This is a genomic window from Bradyrhizobium sp. CB3481, assembly GCF_029714305.1.
In the GTDB taxonomy this organism is placed as follows: Bacteria; Pseudomonadota; Alphaproteobacteria; order Rhizobiales; family Xanthobacteraceae; genus Bradyrhizobium.
The window spans coordinates 931,954-946,138 of sequence record NZ_CP121647.1; the positions used below are offsets into that span (position 1 = coordinate 931,954).

At 64.4% G+C, this 14,185-nt stretch carries 17 protein-coding genes; 6 read left to right on the forward strand and 11 right to left on the reverse strand.

Annotated features, from left to right (window positions below):
* Positions 1 to 160: 160 nt before the first annotated feature.
* Positions 161 to 1,249, reverse strand: a complete 1,089-nt coding sequence (locus QA643_RS04450; protein WP_283031994.1) for an AbrB family transcriptional regulator — start codon at positions 1,247 to 1,249, stop codon at positions 161 to 163.
* Positions 1,250 to 1,327: 78 nt separating this feature from the next.
* Positions 1,328 to 1,594 (reverse strand): PsiF family protein, encoded by a 267-nt coding sequence (locus QA643_RS04455; protein ID WP_283031995.1) that lies wholly within the window; start codon positions 1,592 to 1,594, stop codon positions 1,328 to 1,330.
* Positions 1,595 to 1,772: 178 nt separating this feature from the next.
* Between QA643_RS04455 and QA643_RS04460 the strand changes: the two genes are divergently transcribed.
* A complete protein-coding gene (locus tag QA643_RS04460) occupies positions 1,773 to 2,264 on the forward strand; it encodes a hypothetical protein (protein WP_283031996.1) in 492 nt (163 codons plus the stop codon).
* Positions 2,265 to 2,305: 41 nt separating this feature from the next.
* Here QA643_RS04460 and QA643_RS04465 read toward each other — a convergent pair whose 3' ends face one another.
* Positions 2,306 to 2,884, reverse strand: a complete 579-nt coding sequence (locus tag QA643_RS04465; RefSeq protein ID WP_283031997.1) for a TetR/AcrR family transcriptional regulator — start codon at positions 2,882 to 2,884, stop codon at positions 2,306 to 2,308.
* Between the two features lie 100 nt (positions 2,885 to 2,984).
* On the opposite strand from QA643_RS04465, the gene QA643_RS04470 reads away from it, so the two are divergent.
* The 4 genes from QA643_RS04470 (at position 2,985) to QA643_RS04485 (ending at position 5,466) form a co-directional block, all read left to right on the forward strand.
* Positions 2,985 to 3,410: an acyl-CoA thioesterase gene (locus QA643_RS04470; RefSeq protein ID WP_283031998.1), complete on the forward strand. Its 426-nt coding sequence runs from the start codon at positions 2,985 to 2,987 to the stop codon at positions 3,408 to 3,410.
* Positions 3,411 to 3,415: 5 nt separating this feature from the next.
* On the forward strand, positions 3,416 to 3,892 hold the full coding sequence (locus QA643_RS04475; protein WP_283031999.1) for a PaaI family thioesterase: 477 nt from the start codon (positions 3,416 to 3,418) through the stop codon (positions 3,890 to 3,892).
* A gap of 90 nt (positions 3,893 to 3,982) precedes the next feature.
* The gene (locus tag QA643_RS04480) at positions 3,983 to 4,768 is read left to right on the forward strand and encodes a sulfite exporter TauE/SafE family protein (protein WP_283034711.1); all 786 of its coding nucleotides are present in this window, start codon (positions 3,983 to 3,985) and stop codon (positions 4,766 to 4,768) included.
* A gap of 32 nt (positions 4,769 to 4,800) precedes the next feature.
* Complete coding sequence (locus tag QA643_RS04485; protein WP_283032000.1) at positions 4,801 to 5,466, forward strand: DsbA family protein; 666 nt, start codon at positions 4,801 to 4,803, stop codon at positions 5,464 to 5,466.
* 128 nt (positions 5,467 to 5,594) lie between these two features.
* Here the strand turns inward: QA643_RS04485 and QA643_RS04490 are convergent, their stop codons facing one another.
* The 8 genes from QA643_RS04490 to QA643_RS04525 all read right to left on the reverse strand — a co-directional run bounded on the left by QA643_RS04490 (position 5,595) and on the right by QA643_RS04525 (position 13,096).
* Complete coding sequence (locus tag QA643_RS04490) at positions 5,595 to 5,801, reverse strand: hypothetical protein (protein ID WP_283032001.1); 207 nt, start codon at positions 5,799 to 5,801, stop codon at positions 5,595 to 5,597.
* A 179-nt stretch (positions 5,802 to 5,980) separates the two neighbouring features.
* Positions 5,981 to 7,054 carry a phospholipase gene (locus tag QA643_RS04495; RefSeq protein WP_283032002.1) on the reverse strand — a complete coding sequence of 358 codons (1,074 nt, stop codon included), beginning with the start codon at positions 7,052 to 7,054 and terminating at the stop codon, positions 5,981 to 5,983.
* A gap of 65 nt (positions 7,055 to 7,119) precedes the next feature.
* A complete protein-coding gene (locus QA643_RS04500) occupies positions 7,120 to 8,091 on the reverse strand; it encodes a S1C family serine protease (RefSeq protein WP_283032003.1) in 972 nt (323 codons plus the stop codon).
* A gap of 167 nt (positions 8,092 to 8,258) precedes the next feature.
* A complete protein-coding gene (locus tag QA643_RS04505; RefSeq protein ID WP_283032004.1) occupies positions 8,259 to 9,431 on the reverse strand; it encodes a DUF2252 family protein in 1,173 nt (390 codons plus the stop codon).
* Between the two features lie 7 nt (positions 9,432 to 9,438).
* Positions 9,439 to 10,956: an AMP-binding protein gene (locus tag QA643_RS04510; protein WP_283032005.1), complete on the reverse strand. Its 1,518-nt coding sequence runs from the start codon at positions 10,954 to 10,956 to the stop codon at positions 9,439 to 9,441.
* 254 nt (positions 10,957 to 11,210) lie between these two features.
* Positions 11,211 to 11,768 carry an HNH endonuclease gene (locus QA643_RS04515; RefSeq protein WP_283032006.1) on the reverse strand — a complete coding sequence of 186 codons (558 nt, stop codon included), beginning with the start codon at positions 11,766 to 11,768 and terminating at the stop codon, positions 11,211 to 11,213.
* Positions 11,769 to 12,006: 238 nt separating this feature from the next.
* A complete protein-coding gene (locus QA643_RS04520; protein WP_283032007.1) occupies positions 12,007 to 12,639 on the reverse strand; it encodes a LysE family translocator in 633 nt (210 codons plus the stop codon).
* 31 nt (positions 12,640 to 12,670) lie between these two features.
* Positions 12,671 to 13,096 carry a nuclear transport factor 2 family protein gene (locus tag QA643_RS04525; protein WP_283032008.1) on the reverse strand — a complete coding sequence of 142 codons (426 nt, stop codon included), beginning with the start codon at positions 13,094 to 13,096 and terminating at the stop codon, positions 12,671 to 12,673.
* A 181-nt stretch (positions 13,097 to 13,277) separates the two neighbouring features.
* On the opposite strand from QA643_RS04525, the gene QA643_RS04530 reads away from it, so the two are divergent.
* Positions 13,278 to 14,183 (forward strand): LysR family transcriptional regulator, encoded by a 906-nt coding sequence (locus QA643_RS04530; protein WP_283032009.1) that lies wholly within the window; start codon positions 13,278 to 13,280, stop codon positions 14,181 to 14,183.
* The last annotated feature ends 2 nt before the right edge of the window (positions 14,184 to 14,185 follow it).

The window sequence follows — 14,185 nt, forward strand, 5'->3', positions numbered from 1 at the left end:
TACTGGATCCCCGCCTTCGCGGGGATGACGGCTATGTGTTGGGCTCGCAGTGAGGGGTAGGACGCGGTCCGTAGGATGGGTAGAGCGCAGCGAAACCCATCAATATCAGGACTCATGAGCGATGGGTTTCGCTCTACCCATCCTACGAAGTCCGCCACCGCTAATCGTCCACATCCTCCTGCGGACGGCCGAACAGATGCACGATGCCCGGCGTCGTGATCGAGACGAACACGAAGCGTGACAGATGATGGGCGCCAACGAAGATCGGGTCGATATGCAGCGTCAGCGCCAGCGCCAGCATGGCGTCCATCGCGCCCGGCGCGAAGGCGACCACGACATCGGCGAAGCGCACATGGGTGGCCAGCACGATTACCGTGACGAAAATACCGGAGATCAGAATCGCCACCGCAAACGAGCCGAGCCCGGCATTGATATGGCTGACCAGCGTCTTCTTGCTGATCCGCGCAAAGCGCGTGCCGATCACGGCGCCGATGCCGACCAGCGCGATGTTGCGCATCCAGGGCGGCAGGCCGCCCTCGATCAGGCCGATGCCGTGCAGCACGGCGGAGGCGATCATCGCGCCGAACATCCAGCTCGCCGGAAATTTGGCCAGCCGCAGGGCCAGCGCAACGGCGACGGCGGCCGCCGCCAGCACGGCGAGTTCGAGCGGCGAGGCGACCACGACATTCATCAGGTCGATCGGCGCGCTCGGCGCGACGCCGGTCAGTGCCAGCAACAGCGGCAGCGCGGCGGTCAAAATGATCACGCGCGTGGTCTGCACGACGGCGATCGCCGCGACATCGGCGCCCTTCTCGGCGGCGAGCATGGTGATCTGCGACAGCGCGCCGGGGCTGCCGGCGAGCAGCGCCGAGGTCTGGTCCCAGCCGTGCACCCGCTGCAGGTAGAGGCTGGAGCCGAAGGTCGAGCAGAAAGTCGCCAGCGCCAACAGGCCGATGGTGAGCGGATAGGCGCTCATGTGCTGGATCAGTTGCCGCGACACCAGCGAGCCCAGCGTGATGCCGAGCAAGACCAGCACGGTCTGCGTCAGGATCGCAGGCATGGTGACGGGACGCCCCGCGAGCGCGGCAATGCCGACCGCAGCCATCGCGCCGGAAATCAGCCCGCCCGGCAGGTTGAGCCACAGGAACAGCAGGCCGCCGGCACTGCCGATGGCGAGCGTCTCCAGCGTGCCCAAAACTTTGGCGCGGTCGGAAATGGCGGCGGAAATCGGGGCGGGGATCAGGGTCACGCCGCCTTATGGCAAATCCGTCCCCGCGCTACAAATGCGTCACGCGATTGCAGCAATGCGCGGGGACAGTTCGGTGGATCACTTCGCCTTGGCGGCCGCGGTTTTCTTGCACTCGGCGCGGAATTTCCGGCGCTCCTTGCCGTGAAGCCCCTTGGCGTCGGCTTCCTTGGAGCATTCGAGCGAGGCCGCGGTCCGCGGCTTCTCGGCCTTCTTCTCCGCCGGCGCCTTGGTTTCGGTCTTGGTCGCTTCAGTCTTGGCCGGCGCGGCGGTCTGCGCCGATGCGGCGCCGATCAACAGCAAGGAAGCCACGGCAGTCGCGGTGGCAAGGCAGGACAGCTTCGTCATGAGACACCTCGGCACAAAAACTAAAGCGCGAGCGTCGTGCTCTCATGCTGAACCGCGGGTGAACAAGCGGAAGCGCGCCTCACAAAAATTTTTCCTGGACGCGCCGTCTTCGCATTGTCGCAAGTTGTAGTTGCGCTAGGATGCCGCCCGCAGATGACTATCCCCATGGAGACCAGGGATGACTATTCAAGCAAAAATACTGGGTGCAGTTGCGGTGTCAGGGTTTGCCGCGTTGCTGATGACGACGCAGGCGAATGCGCTGACAGCGCAGGAATGCAGCGCCAAATACCAGGCCGCCAAGGCCGCCGGTACGCTCGGCGACCAGAAGTGGAACGACTTCCGCAAGGCGCAGTGCGGCGCCGATGCCACGCCCGCGCCGGCCGCCGCCGCCGCGCCAGCCGCGGAGCCGAAGGAAGCCGCCAAGAAATCATCCAAGAAGGAAGCTGCGAAGGAGGCTGCGGCACCCGCTGCGCCGGCCGGTCCTGCGGTCTTTCCGAACGCGATCGATGCGAAATATGCGAAGGACAAGCCTGCGAAGCAGCGCATGCAGACCTGCCTCGATCAATACAATGCCAACAAGGCCAGCAACGGCAATGGCGGCTTGAAGTGGATCCAGAAGGGCGGCGGCTACTACAGCGAATGCAACAAGAAGCTGAAGGGCTCGGCCTGAGCAGCAATCAACAAGGGCGCGGCCGGACGTTCCGGCCGCGCCTATATTTCGCGGACCAGCGTCTCGGCCGATTTCGCCACCAGTTGCGCGCGCTTGCGCTGGCCGCGCTCGAGAAATAGCAAGCTCTGGCCGAACACGAAGCAGTAGAACAGGAACGCCTGCGCATCGGCTTCCTCGGCCGGCAAGCCCGTCGCGCGGTAGAGCTGCCCGACATTCTTCAGCCGCGCCGCATCGACGCTTGCGACCGCGCCCGCGGCAAGCTCGTCGGCGCGGGCCCATTGCCGGATCGCCAGCTCGACCGCCATGCCTTCGGTGTTCATGCGCTCGGAATAGAGCGCAATCAGTGCCTTCAGCCGTTCGCGGGCCGTGGCGCCGTCGAGGCTGGTGTGCCGCTCGATCGCGGCGATGCGGCCCGCGCTCCATTGCTGCAGCATGGCCTCCAGCAGAGCGGCGCGATCGCGGAAGCGGCGGTAGAAGCCGCCCTTGGTGACCCCGAGATGCTTGGCCAGCACCTCGACGCGTACGCCCTCGACGCCGGTCCGGGCGATTTCCTCAAGGCCGGCTTCGATCCAGCTCTCGCTGCGCACCTCGGCCTTGGTGTCCGCTTTGGCGTCGCTCATGGTCCGGTCTCACCGATTCTTGATACGGTACCGTATTGTTAACCCACGCGGCGCCTGATACGCTACCGTATCAGAATCGGAAAAGGGCGGGAGGCGAACGATGGAGACGGACGCGACCTATCGCGGCACGGTCTATCCCTGGCAGTGCGACCATGTCGGGCACATGAACATCATGTGGTATGTCGGTAAGTTCGACGAGGCGAACTGGAATCTGTTCGCGCGGCTCGGCCTGACGCCGTCCTATCTGCGCACGTCCGGCCGCGGCATGGCCGCCGTGCAGCAAAACATCACCTATAAGCGCGAGCTGCTCGCCGGCGACATCGTCGAGGTCAAAAGCCGGCTGCTCGAAGTCCGCGACAAGTCGATCCGCTTCGTGCACGAGATGCGCAACGCCGAGACCGGCGAGATCGCCGCGACTTGCGAGTTCGTCGGCGTCCATATGGACCGGCAGGCGCGCAAGTCGGTCGCCTTTGCGCCCGCGATTCGCGATGCCGCGATGCGCCACCTCGAGCCTGTACTGGCGTGAACGGCATGGCGCGCTTCCAGCCTAAAAATCCAGACTTTCGCGCGATTGCGATTCAAACGTTCGAGGCGCAGCGTGCGATGAAGACGTTCGGCATTTCGATCGCCCGCCTGGAGCCGGGCGAGGTCGATCGTGCGATGGACTATTCGGCCGCGTTCACCCAGCAGCATGGTTTCATCCATGCCGGGGTAATCACGGCGGGCCTCGACAATGCCTGCGGCATCGCCGCCTTCACGCTGATGCCCGCCGGCTCGAGCATTCTCACCGTGGAATTCAAGACCAACCTGTTGGCGCCGGCGCGCGGCGAGCGCTTCACCTTCCGCGCCGCCGTGGTCAAGCCCGGCCGCACGCTCACCGTCTGCGAGGCGCGCGCCTATGCGCTGCACGGTGGCGAGGAGACGTTGATCGCGACCATGAGCGGCACGCTGATGGCGCTGCGGGGCCGCGAAGATGCCGCCAGTGGCATGGCACTCGCGACGGCCTGACGCTATTGCGGTGCAAAATCATGCTGCCGGCATGGCAGGATGTGAAAAATCCTTCTATGGTCGCGCCGTGCAACAGAGTCTTTCAACTTGATCATCACGACAGCGCAGGGCGTCCTGGGGCTGGCCTCGGGGGCACTGGTCGGCTTCTCGCTGGGCCTGGTCGGCGGCGGTGGCTCGATCCTGGCGGTGCCGCTGATGGTCTATGTGGTCGGCGTGGCGGAGCCCCATGTCGCGATCGGCACCAGCGCGATCGCGGTGGCGGCGAACGCGGCGGTCAATCTGTCCAACCATGCGCGCGGCGGCACCGTGATCTGGTCCTGCGCCCTGATCTTTGCCGTCTCCGGCATGCTCGGGGCGTTCGGCGGCTCAATCCTCGGCAAGATGATGGACGGCCAGAAGCTGCTGGCGCTGTTCGCGCTGGTCATGATCGTGATCGCGCTATTGATGCTGAAGACGCGCGCGCGTGTCGGCCTGACCGGCGTCAAGGCCTCGATGTCGAACATGCCGGCGATCGTCGGCCTTGGGCTCGTCACTGGAACGGTGTCGGGATTCTTCGGCATCGGCGGCGGCTTCCTGATCGTGCCGGCCCTCATGCTGGCGACCGGCATGCCGATCCTGAACGCGGTATCCTCCTCGCTGGTCGCAGTCACCGCATTCGGCCTGACGACGGCTGCCAGCTACGCATGGTCCGGGCTGGTGTCGTGGGCGCTGGCGGGGCTGTTCGTCGCGGGCGGCATCGCCGGCGGACTCGCCGGCACGCGTTCGGCGCGCTATCTCGCAGAGCGTCGCGGCGCGCTCAATATCGTGTTCGCCGTGGTCATTATTGCGGTAGCGCTCTATATGCTGGCGCGTAACATATCCCCATCTCACCCGTAAGAATGGGAAATGCAGCCTTTCGCGAGACAAAGATGAAGCGTTTGAACAATCCGGCCGGAACCAGCCCGGGACATACGCGGCGCCAGGCGCTCGGCCTGTTCAGCGCGGGTGCGACCTTGCTCACGTCGCCACCGGCATTTGCGCAGCGTGTCGACGACGTGCTGACCGAAGCGCTGGTGCTGCGCGATCCCGACGTGCCCGCAACCGGCAATCTCGACGGCGACATCAACATCGTCGAATGGTTCGACTACAACTGCCCCTATTGCCGCAAGGTCGCGCCTGAGATCCGGCAGGTGGTGCAGGACGACGGCAAGGTTCGCCTGGTGCTGAAGGACTGGCCGATCCTCGGCGAGGTCTCGAAATTCGCGGCGCGGATGGCGCTGGCGGCGAAGTATCAGGACAAATACATGCCTGCGCATGAGGCGCTGATCGGCGTCAGCTCAAAGCTGACCGAACCGCGTGTCCGCGAATTGCTCGATGGTGCCGGCCTCGACATGGACCGCCTGAACCGCGACGCCGCGGCCAACGCCAGTGCGATCGATAAAATCCTCGCCCGTAACCACACTCAGGCGGTGGCTTTCGGATTCAAGGGCACGCCGTCGTTCATCGTCGGCAAGTTCCGCGTGCCGGGCATTCTGACGATGGCAGAATTCGAGACGGTGATCGCCGACGCGCGCAAGGCGAAGAAGGCTAACTGACGTCATGAGACCCTCATGGTGAGGAGCGCGCAGCGCGTCTCGAACCATGAAGGCCCGCGACAATAGTCGCCCACAACAAAACGCCGTCGCGTGGAACGACGGCGAGTTGTCATGTCGATAAAGGCAAATTACCGCGACGAGATCTTCACCCATTCCTCATGGGTGCGCGTCTTCAGTCTGTCCCAATCGGCCTTCGCTACGTCCCAATTGACGATGGTACGGTTGGCCTGCGCCACTTGGCCGCTTGCGACACTCGACGTCTGCATGGAATCATAGACATAGACGCCGCAAACCAAAAGCAGCGCACCCAAAATCATTCCGACAAACGTCTGCATGACAGTTCCTCCGTGACGGTCATCAACGCGGATGTCGTGCTTTGGTTCCGCGGCTTACGATCGCGCTTTGCCAGGCATCGGCGGGAGGCGATTGCGGATGGTGCATCGACGCCGTTGTCGCGTGGTGATGCTGAGCGCGCCGAATTAAGCTTGGCGCAGGCCAGCACTGCCGCGGGAGATCATGGTCCCCCGCCCAGCCATGTCAGGATTTCCGCATTCATCTCGCGCGGGTAGGTATGGCTGAGGTCGTCAAGCTCGCGGTAGGTGACGTTGGCGCCGGCGGCCGTGAGCGCTTGCGCCGTCTGCCGCGCCACCTGCACCGGGAACATCCAGTCGAGCCGGCCATGCACGATATGAACGGGCAGGCCGCGCAGCCTCTCGGCGTCGGCCATCTCCGCCATCAGCGGATGGAACGTCGCGGCCACCGGCGCAAGGTGGGTGAAGGGCGAGGCGCCATCGAGCCCGGCGACGTAGCAGAACGTTCCGCCGTCGCTCATGCCGGTGAGCAGCATTCGTTCGAGATCGACATTCCAGCGGGCGCGCACCGATTCCAGGATTTGGATCAGGTTCGGCGTATCGGTGTCGTCGCCCATCAATGCCCAGGTCGAACCGGTGGCGGTCGGCGCGACCAGGATCGCGCCGCGGCTGCGGGCGTCGCGCAGCCAGCTCCACAGGAAGCCGCGGCCGTTGCCGCTGCCGCCGTGCAGCGCCATCACCAGCGGCCATGCGCGCTCGCGCGTATAATATTCCGGCACGTAGAGCGAAAAGCCGCCGCGGCTGCCGGGCTCGTTGCGCTCATGGAAGATGCCGGTGTTTTCGGCTGCCGGCGCCGCCAGCCTCGCTGCGAGATCGGCGTCGGTGCGCAGCGCCGGATCGACAAAGAACTCGTTCACCGGCGGCAGTCTCGGCGCCAGCGCATACAGCGCCTCCTGCGCGCGCGGCGCGTAACGCAGCGCGCGGAACAGGCTGACGAAATCGCCATTGCCGTTCTGGACGAGGCGTAGCCCTGCGAACGCGGTCAGCGCCGCGTCGCTCGCTGCCTCTAGCGCCATCTTGATGTCGGCGAATTTTTCGGGCCACTGCGCGAGCCGCGGCCGGACCGCGCGCAACGCTTCGTCCGGCTGGCCGGCGGCCTGCATCACACGGTCGAAATCCGGCGGATTGAGGTAGCGCGCGACGAAGCCGAGCGCCTCCAGTGATTGCAGCAGCGGCGGCAACACGGCCACGATGTCGTCCACCACGGCCTCGCTCATTGGATACTCTCTACGTTCAATAACGCCTCAGGTCGATGCAGCCTTATCAATGCAGCCTTATTAATTTAATGCAGCCTCGGCGCCTTCAGCAGCTTGGCGCGGTCGATCGAGGCCAGCACGACATCGAAGGTGAGGCCCTCATGATAGACTGTGAGCGGCACGTCGACACCGGCATTCCCAAGCGACCAGAGCTTGCGATAGAAGCCGGTCTGGCTCGTCACCTTGTCGCCGTTGACGGCGAGGATGACGTCGCCGGTCTTCAATTCAGCCCGTGCGGCCGGCCCCTTGCCGGCAATGCCGACGACCACGACGCGGTTGTCGATTTCGGTGGTGTACATGCCGAGCCAGGGCCGCGCCGGCTTGTTGACGCGGCCGAATTTCCTGATGTCGTCGAGCACGGGCTTCAGGAGATCGACCGGCACGATCATGTTGACGTGCTCGGCCTTGCCTTCGCGTTCGCGTTCGAGCTGTAGCGAGCCGATGCCGATCAGTTCGCCACGGTTCGAGATCAGCCCGGTGCCGCCCCAGTTGGGATGCGCGGGATGGGTGAAGATCGCCTCGTCCAGCAGGTATTCCCAATAGCCGGCGAATTCCTGCTTGGCCGCGATCTGGCTGGCGACCGAGCGGGTGCGTCCGCCGGCGCCGCCGACCACCACGCGGTCGCCGACCGCCGCCGTGGCCGAAGAGCCGAGCGGCAGTGGATCGAGGTCTAAGTCGCCGAGCGCCTGCACCAGCCCGAAGCCGGATTCGAAATCGAAGCCGAGCGCGTGGCCTTCCACCACGCGGCCGTCGCCCCGATGCAGCCAGACCGCTTCGGCTTCGGTGATCAGATAGCCGATCGTCAGCACCAGCCCATGATCGATGACGACGCCATTGCCGGCACGTTCGGTGCCGAGCGTTTCCGCGCTGTGGGCGTCGGGCGGAATGATCGAATGCAGGCCGACCACCGACGACAGGGTTCTGTCGAGATCGAAGGCGTAGTCGCCCGGCCGAGGCTGGTTGGCGGGCGGCACTCTCCATTCGGTCAAAGATGCCATGAAGGGGTCTCCCAAACGTCTGCGCGTCCACCACCAACGCCGCGCGACCCGAATAGATCACGGTCCTGTCAGCGATTATTCTGTCGGATTATATCAGCGAAGCGGCCGCGGATCGAGATCGCAGATTGAACGCCGGGGTTACCGTTGACGCGCCGCTGGAAGCGGCATCAGTTCCGCCATTCCCGATAATCGCGCTTGACGTTGTCAGCCGCGACCTCGGCAGCAGCGTTCAACCAACCGCGCGGGCGCCTCTCAAGGTCGGCCCGCAGCGCCTTGATCGGCGCTAAGCCCGCCGCATGGACCGAGGCGATGTCAAAGCCCATCGCCGCAAGCAGATTGAGCTGCAATTTTTTCCCGGCGTCAGCGCCCAGCTCAATCTTGTGGGAATCGGCGGCAACACGTCGAAAGACGAAGCCATGGCGCACCTGGAGAAACGGATCCGGCGCGCGATAGCGGCCGTTCGCCAATTCAAGGAAATTCGAATTCCCGGATTTTTCGCCGCTGGCCCATGTCCACGCCGAGGGCACCAGCGCCTTGGCTTCGCGTATGACCTGGCCGCCGCGCCAGTGGCCGACCGCTGCATAACGCGGCCGGCCCAAGCTGCCGCCACCCTTGTAGGGCACGCTGCACAGACGAACGTTCTTTTTTTCGACGCCATCGGGCAGATTTTCAATCAGCGCTTTGGCGACCCTGGATGGCGGCTGATATTGCGGGTAGTCCGCAACTTCGTTCCAGAATTTCTGGAGTCTGTCTTCTGCAGGCTCGGCGTAGGGCCGCAGCCAGGTTTGGCCTTCGAACAACAGCGCCGGCTGCGGCTCTTCGAGGCCCTCGCGATAGCCCCTGAGCACGGCCTTGGCGGCGCGTCGGGGGTCGACGGCCGGATGCGGCGCAAGCTGAATGCTGGTCACCAGCCGGACCAGGTCGAGCACGTAGGGCATTACGGCGGCTTCATCGAAGTCGTTGACGCCCCAGACCAGACGCCCGTCGGCGTCGCGCCAGGTTCCGAAATTCTCCAGGTGCAGATCGCCGATCGAAAGCAGTTTCGGCGCATCCATCAGTTCCGGACACCAGTCGCCAATTTTTCTGGCCCAGCGGAAATAGGTCGCCCGCAAGAAGATGAAGGGACTCTTCTTCATGCGGTGGTGTTTGTAGGCGATGTCTTTCTTGACGACGTCGCACTGCTCGGCCAGCCAGGCCTCGTAGTCGCTGTTGTCCTTGCGGAATGACATTGCAGGCCCCATGCGGTCGGTCGCCAATCGGTACGCCGATCGAGGGCATCCTACCGATGGATGTGTGCTGATAAAACCTCGCTGATACCGGGAGCCGGCTCCCGCCTTCAATCCGGCATCAATCCGCCCTGGCCGGCGCCCGGGCCGGGATGATCCGGAAATCGCGGTTCTCCTTCATCCAGCCGGCGCGTTCGTCGCGGAGCAAAGTGCGGCGAACCTTGCCGGAATCGTCGCGCAGGCCGGCACGGACGGCCTCGAAACTCTCGGGGTGCTTGTAGCGGCTGAGCCGGTCGGCCAGGAACGCTCCCATGCCGTCGGCGACGGCCTGTGCATCGGTGTTCCCATCCAGTTCGATGATGGCGTGCACGCGCTGGCCGAATTCCGCATCGGGCAGGCCGACGACGACACAAGAGCGCACGTCGGGATGTTCTGTCACCGCAGCCTCGACCTCGGCCGGATAGATGTTGGCGCCGCCGCGCAGCACCATGTCGGCGAGCCGGTCGCCGAGATAGAGATAACCTTCCGCATCGAGCCGGCCGATATCGCCGAGCGATTCCCAGCCGTCGGCGCGGCGTTTCGGCTCGGCGCCGAGATAGTGATAGGTCGAGCCGGCGCCGTCATTGGGCAGGAAGTAGATCTCGCCGGTCTCGCCGGGCGCGACGTCGTTGCCGTCCTCGCCGATGATCCGAAGACGACAGGTCTCACCGATCTTGCCGACCGAGCCCTTGTGCGTCAGCCATTCGGTGCCGGAAATGATGGTGGCGCCCTGCCGCTCGGTGCCGCCATAGAGCTCGTAGATCCGCTCCGGGCCCAACCACTCGATCCATTTCTCCTTCAGCCATGGCGGCATCGGCGCGGCCATGTGAAACACGATCTGCAGGCTCGACAGGTCGTAAGCGTTGCGCACCTCGTCCGGCAGCGCCCAGATGCGGTGCATCATGGTGGGTACAAAATTGACCCATTGCACCCGGTTCTTCTCGATCAGCCGCAGCGTCTCCTCGGCATCGAATTTGACGAGGCCGGTGACGCGGCCGCCGTTGAACAGCGCGGTATGCGACACGATGAACGGCGCATTGTGATAGAGCGGCCCCGGATTGAGCAGCGAAGCGTCCTGCGGAATGCCGAGCGGGGAGGGAAATGTCGTCTCCACCACCGCAGGCATGTGATCGAGGATCACCTTCGGCCGGCCGGTCGAGCCACCGCTGGTCATGGCCTTCCAGTAGCGCGCCACCGGATTGTCGACCGGCGCGTCGGAAAAACCTTCGGGCTCGAAATCGGCCGGCAGCGAATTCGGCGCATTCCAGTCCGCCTGGCCGCCGACCACCAGCGAGGGCCTCAGAATGTCGAGCACGGCAGCGGCCTCGCCGCGCGGCAGCTGCCAGGTCAGCGAGGTCGGCGTCGCGCCGCATTTCCATACCGCAAAGGTGGTTTCGAAGAACACATTGCTGTTGGGAAGTCCGATGGCGACGAAATCGCCCGGCTTGACGCCCTTGGCGGCAAAGGCGCGGGCGCGTCGGTTGGCGTTGCGCTCGAGCTGTTCCCAGGTGATGGCATCGGAGCCGTGACTGACCGCGATGGTGTCCTTGGGTTTCCGTTCGGCATACCAACGCGGCACGTCGGCGATGGGAATCAGCATGGGACGTTTCCGTTCGGGCGTTGATGCGCTCTTGTTTTGACGAGGCGGCACCTCGAAACCATCGTGGCAGAATTGGCGGACAGAGTGAAGAGCACCTTGGGTAGCGTGTGTTCGCTCGCACGCAGATGAAGCGGAGGCGCGTCGCCCAGCGGCACCAATAAATCTGTCGTAGAGTTTGTCGGCACTTCGACGGCGCCACAAGGCGCGTAGATGCAGATGCAGAAGATGCAGGCTCAAGCAGAGTCGGCCGAGACTTACGGATCGAGCTCGGTGTCCCAGTACAAATAATCGAGCCAGCTATCGTGCAGATAGTTCGGCGGAAACAGCCGGCCGTTGCGGTGCAGCTGATGCACCGTCGGCGCATACGGCGCCTGGCGCGGAAACATCTTCGCCTGCTGCGGTGTCAGGTTGCCCTTCCTCAGATTGCATGGCGAGCAGGCGGCGACGACATTTTCCCACGTGGTCTGGCCGCCCTTGCTGCGCGGGATGATGTGATCGAAGGTGAGGTCGTCATGCGCGTGGCAATACTGGCAGACGAAGCGGTCGCGCAGGAAGACGTTGAAGCGGGTGAAGGCGGGGTGCGTGGTCGGCTTAACGAAGGATTTGAGCGACACCACGCTCGGAAGCTGCATTTCGAAACTCGGGCTGTGAACCGCCCGATCGTAATGCTCGACGATGTTGACGCGATCGAGAAACACCGCCTTGATCGCGTCCTGCCACGACCAGAGAGACAGCGGGTAGTAGCTCAGCGGCCGGAAGTCCGCGTTCAGCACCAATACCGGCCAACCGCCCTGCGAGACATGTGCGTTCAAGTAACGCTCCTGACCCCCATGTTAGCTGCGAAGCAGCATGCGCCCTGCATACTACAGGCAGCGTGACGGGATTGTGAAGAGCGTTCCGGGGCTTATCCAGCAGCGGGAACGCGTGTTCGGCCGGTATAGCCCTGAAAAACGCTCTGGTTCCGCGGCTCGCCAAGATCGCGATTCGCGGTCAATCCCTCGTGATAGGGCGCCACAGGCGGTCAGAGCCGGCATTATTGCGCGGCGGCGTCTACGGTTTGGCGGCGCTCGTTACGAGCTTCAGGCCGAGGCCGAACATGACCGCGCCGGCCGTGCGATCGACCCAGGACTTGTACGATAGATAGGCCCGTTGCGGCCCGGCCGAGGAGAACAGAAAGGCGACCAGCGCGTACCAGGCGGCTTCTACGCAAAACACCGCCGCCAGCAGCGCGGCGGCGAATCCCGTTGAAAACGAAGCCGGGAGCAGGGCAGCGAACACGCTGGCATAGACGATCGCCGCCTTCGGGTTGCTCACCTGCGTGGTGAAGCCAAGCCAGAACGCGCGGAAGGGCCGCGAGCCGGCCTCGCCGCCGGCTTCGACCATCGCAAGAGGTTGCCGCGCAGATCGGAAGATCAGAAAACCAAGGTAGCAAAGATAGAGGCCTCCAAGCACCCTGAGGGCGGCATAGAGCGCCGGCACGGCCAGAAGGACGCTCTGCAGCCCGAGCAGCGCCGCCGCGCCGAACAGGGCGCCGCCGGCGCCCATGCCCAGCGCCGTGGCAAGCCCCCGGAGCCTGCTTGATGCGACGGCCACGCGGGCCACCATCACAAAGCTGGGGCCGGGGCTGATTACCCCGATGCTGAGTGCGGCGACGATACTGGCGAGCGATGCTAGTTCCTGCATTGGCAATTCTCCGGGTCGTGCAGGCAAACTGTTATTCGGTATGCGGCGGGGTGTCGACCGCCCAACTCGGATCGGCGCCAAAGGGATGATCCATGAAAAACACCCAGGTGCCGTCGGGCAACCGGCGATGAACCTCCATGCCGTGGTGATGCACCTCGGTCGGATTGCCGCGCGCGTCGGTGCCTTTGATCAGCCACTGCGACCGCGTCATCGCGAAATCGCCAGAGACGGTCGTATGATGCGTTACGACATCCATATGTGGCTTCAGTCCGACATAGGCCGCCATCGTCTTGCGGATGCCGTCGGCGCCGCGTGCCACCGTGCTGCCGCCATGGACCTCGTCGACCTGAACGATGGAGGCCTCGGGGTGATACATCGCCGCCGCGGCGTCAACATCCTGCGCATTGAAGGCGCGGGCCAGCCAAAGATTGCAAAGTTCCGGGGATGGTGCACCCATGTTTCGAACTCCCATGTTGAAGATCAATCGTTGCGATGACGAGATGTGCTTCGGGTCGAAGCCTCATCGGTGTTTCTCACGTCATCCTGACGGGGCAGGTAGTGTCTGGCGATGCGGAAAGCACGTTGGAATTGCGCCAGCGTCACTTGCGAAACTGCAAGCGCGCCATAGTTCAGCGGCCATGGAAGACTGGAACGAGCTCCAACTCGTATTGGCGGTGCATCGGGCAAACAGCCTCACCGGCGCCGCCAAGGCGCTCGATATCGACCATTCGACGGCGTTCCGGCGTCTGAATGCCCTGGAGGCGCGGCTCGGGGTTCGCCTGTTCGAACGGCTGCCCGGCGGTGCCTATCAGGCGACGCCGGCGGGCGAGCGCATGGCGGCTGCGGCGGAGCGCATGGAGGAGGAGGCGCTCGCGATCGACCGCGACATTGCAGGGCGCGACCATCGTCTCTCCGGACGCTTGCGCGTCACTTCCTCGGAAACGCTCGCCTATCGCAAGCTGACCGGCCGTCTCGCAAAATTCCGGCAAACCCATCCCGGCATCGTTGTCGAACTCGTTATCGACAACCGCGTGCTCAGCCTGTCGCGGCGCGAGGCGGATGTCGCGCTGCGCCCGATGCGGCCGAAGGAGGGCGATCTCTGGGGCCGCAAGCTCGCGGATGTCGCATGGGCCATCTATGGCGCCGTCGGCTATCTCGGCGAGCGAGGCGAAACCGTGTCGTCGGTCGAACATCTCGGTCGCCATGGCGTGATCGGATGGGAGGATACCGCCGCCGGCATCATGGCTGCGAACTGGCTCAATCGCACCGTGCCGGATGATGCCTTCGTCTACCGGACCAACAGCCTCGTCAATCAGTTCACCGCCGCCAAGGCCGGCATCGGTCTCGCGCTGCTGCCCTGCTATCTCGGCGACGAAGAGTCCGGCCTTGTCCGTGTGCTGCCGGATCCGGTGCCGGATCTGGCCGGTGAATTGTGGATCGTGACTCACACCGATCTGAAACGGACCGCCCGGGTCCGTGCGTTCTTCGATCTCGTCGGCGACGGCCTTGCCCGCGAGCACCGCCTGTTCAGTGGGCAGGGCTGACG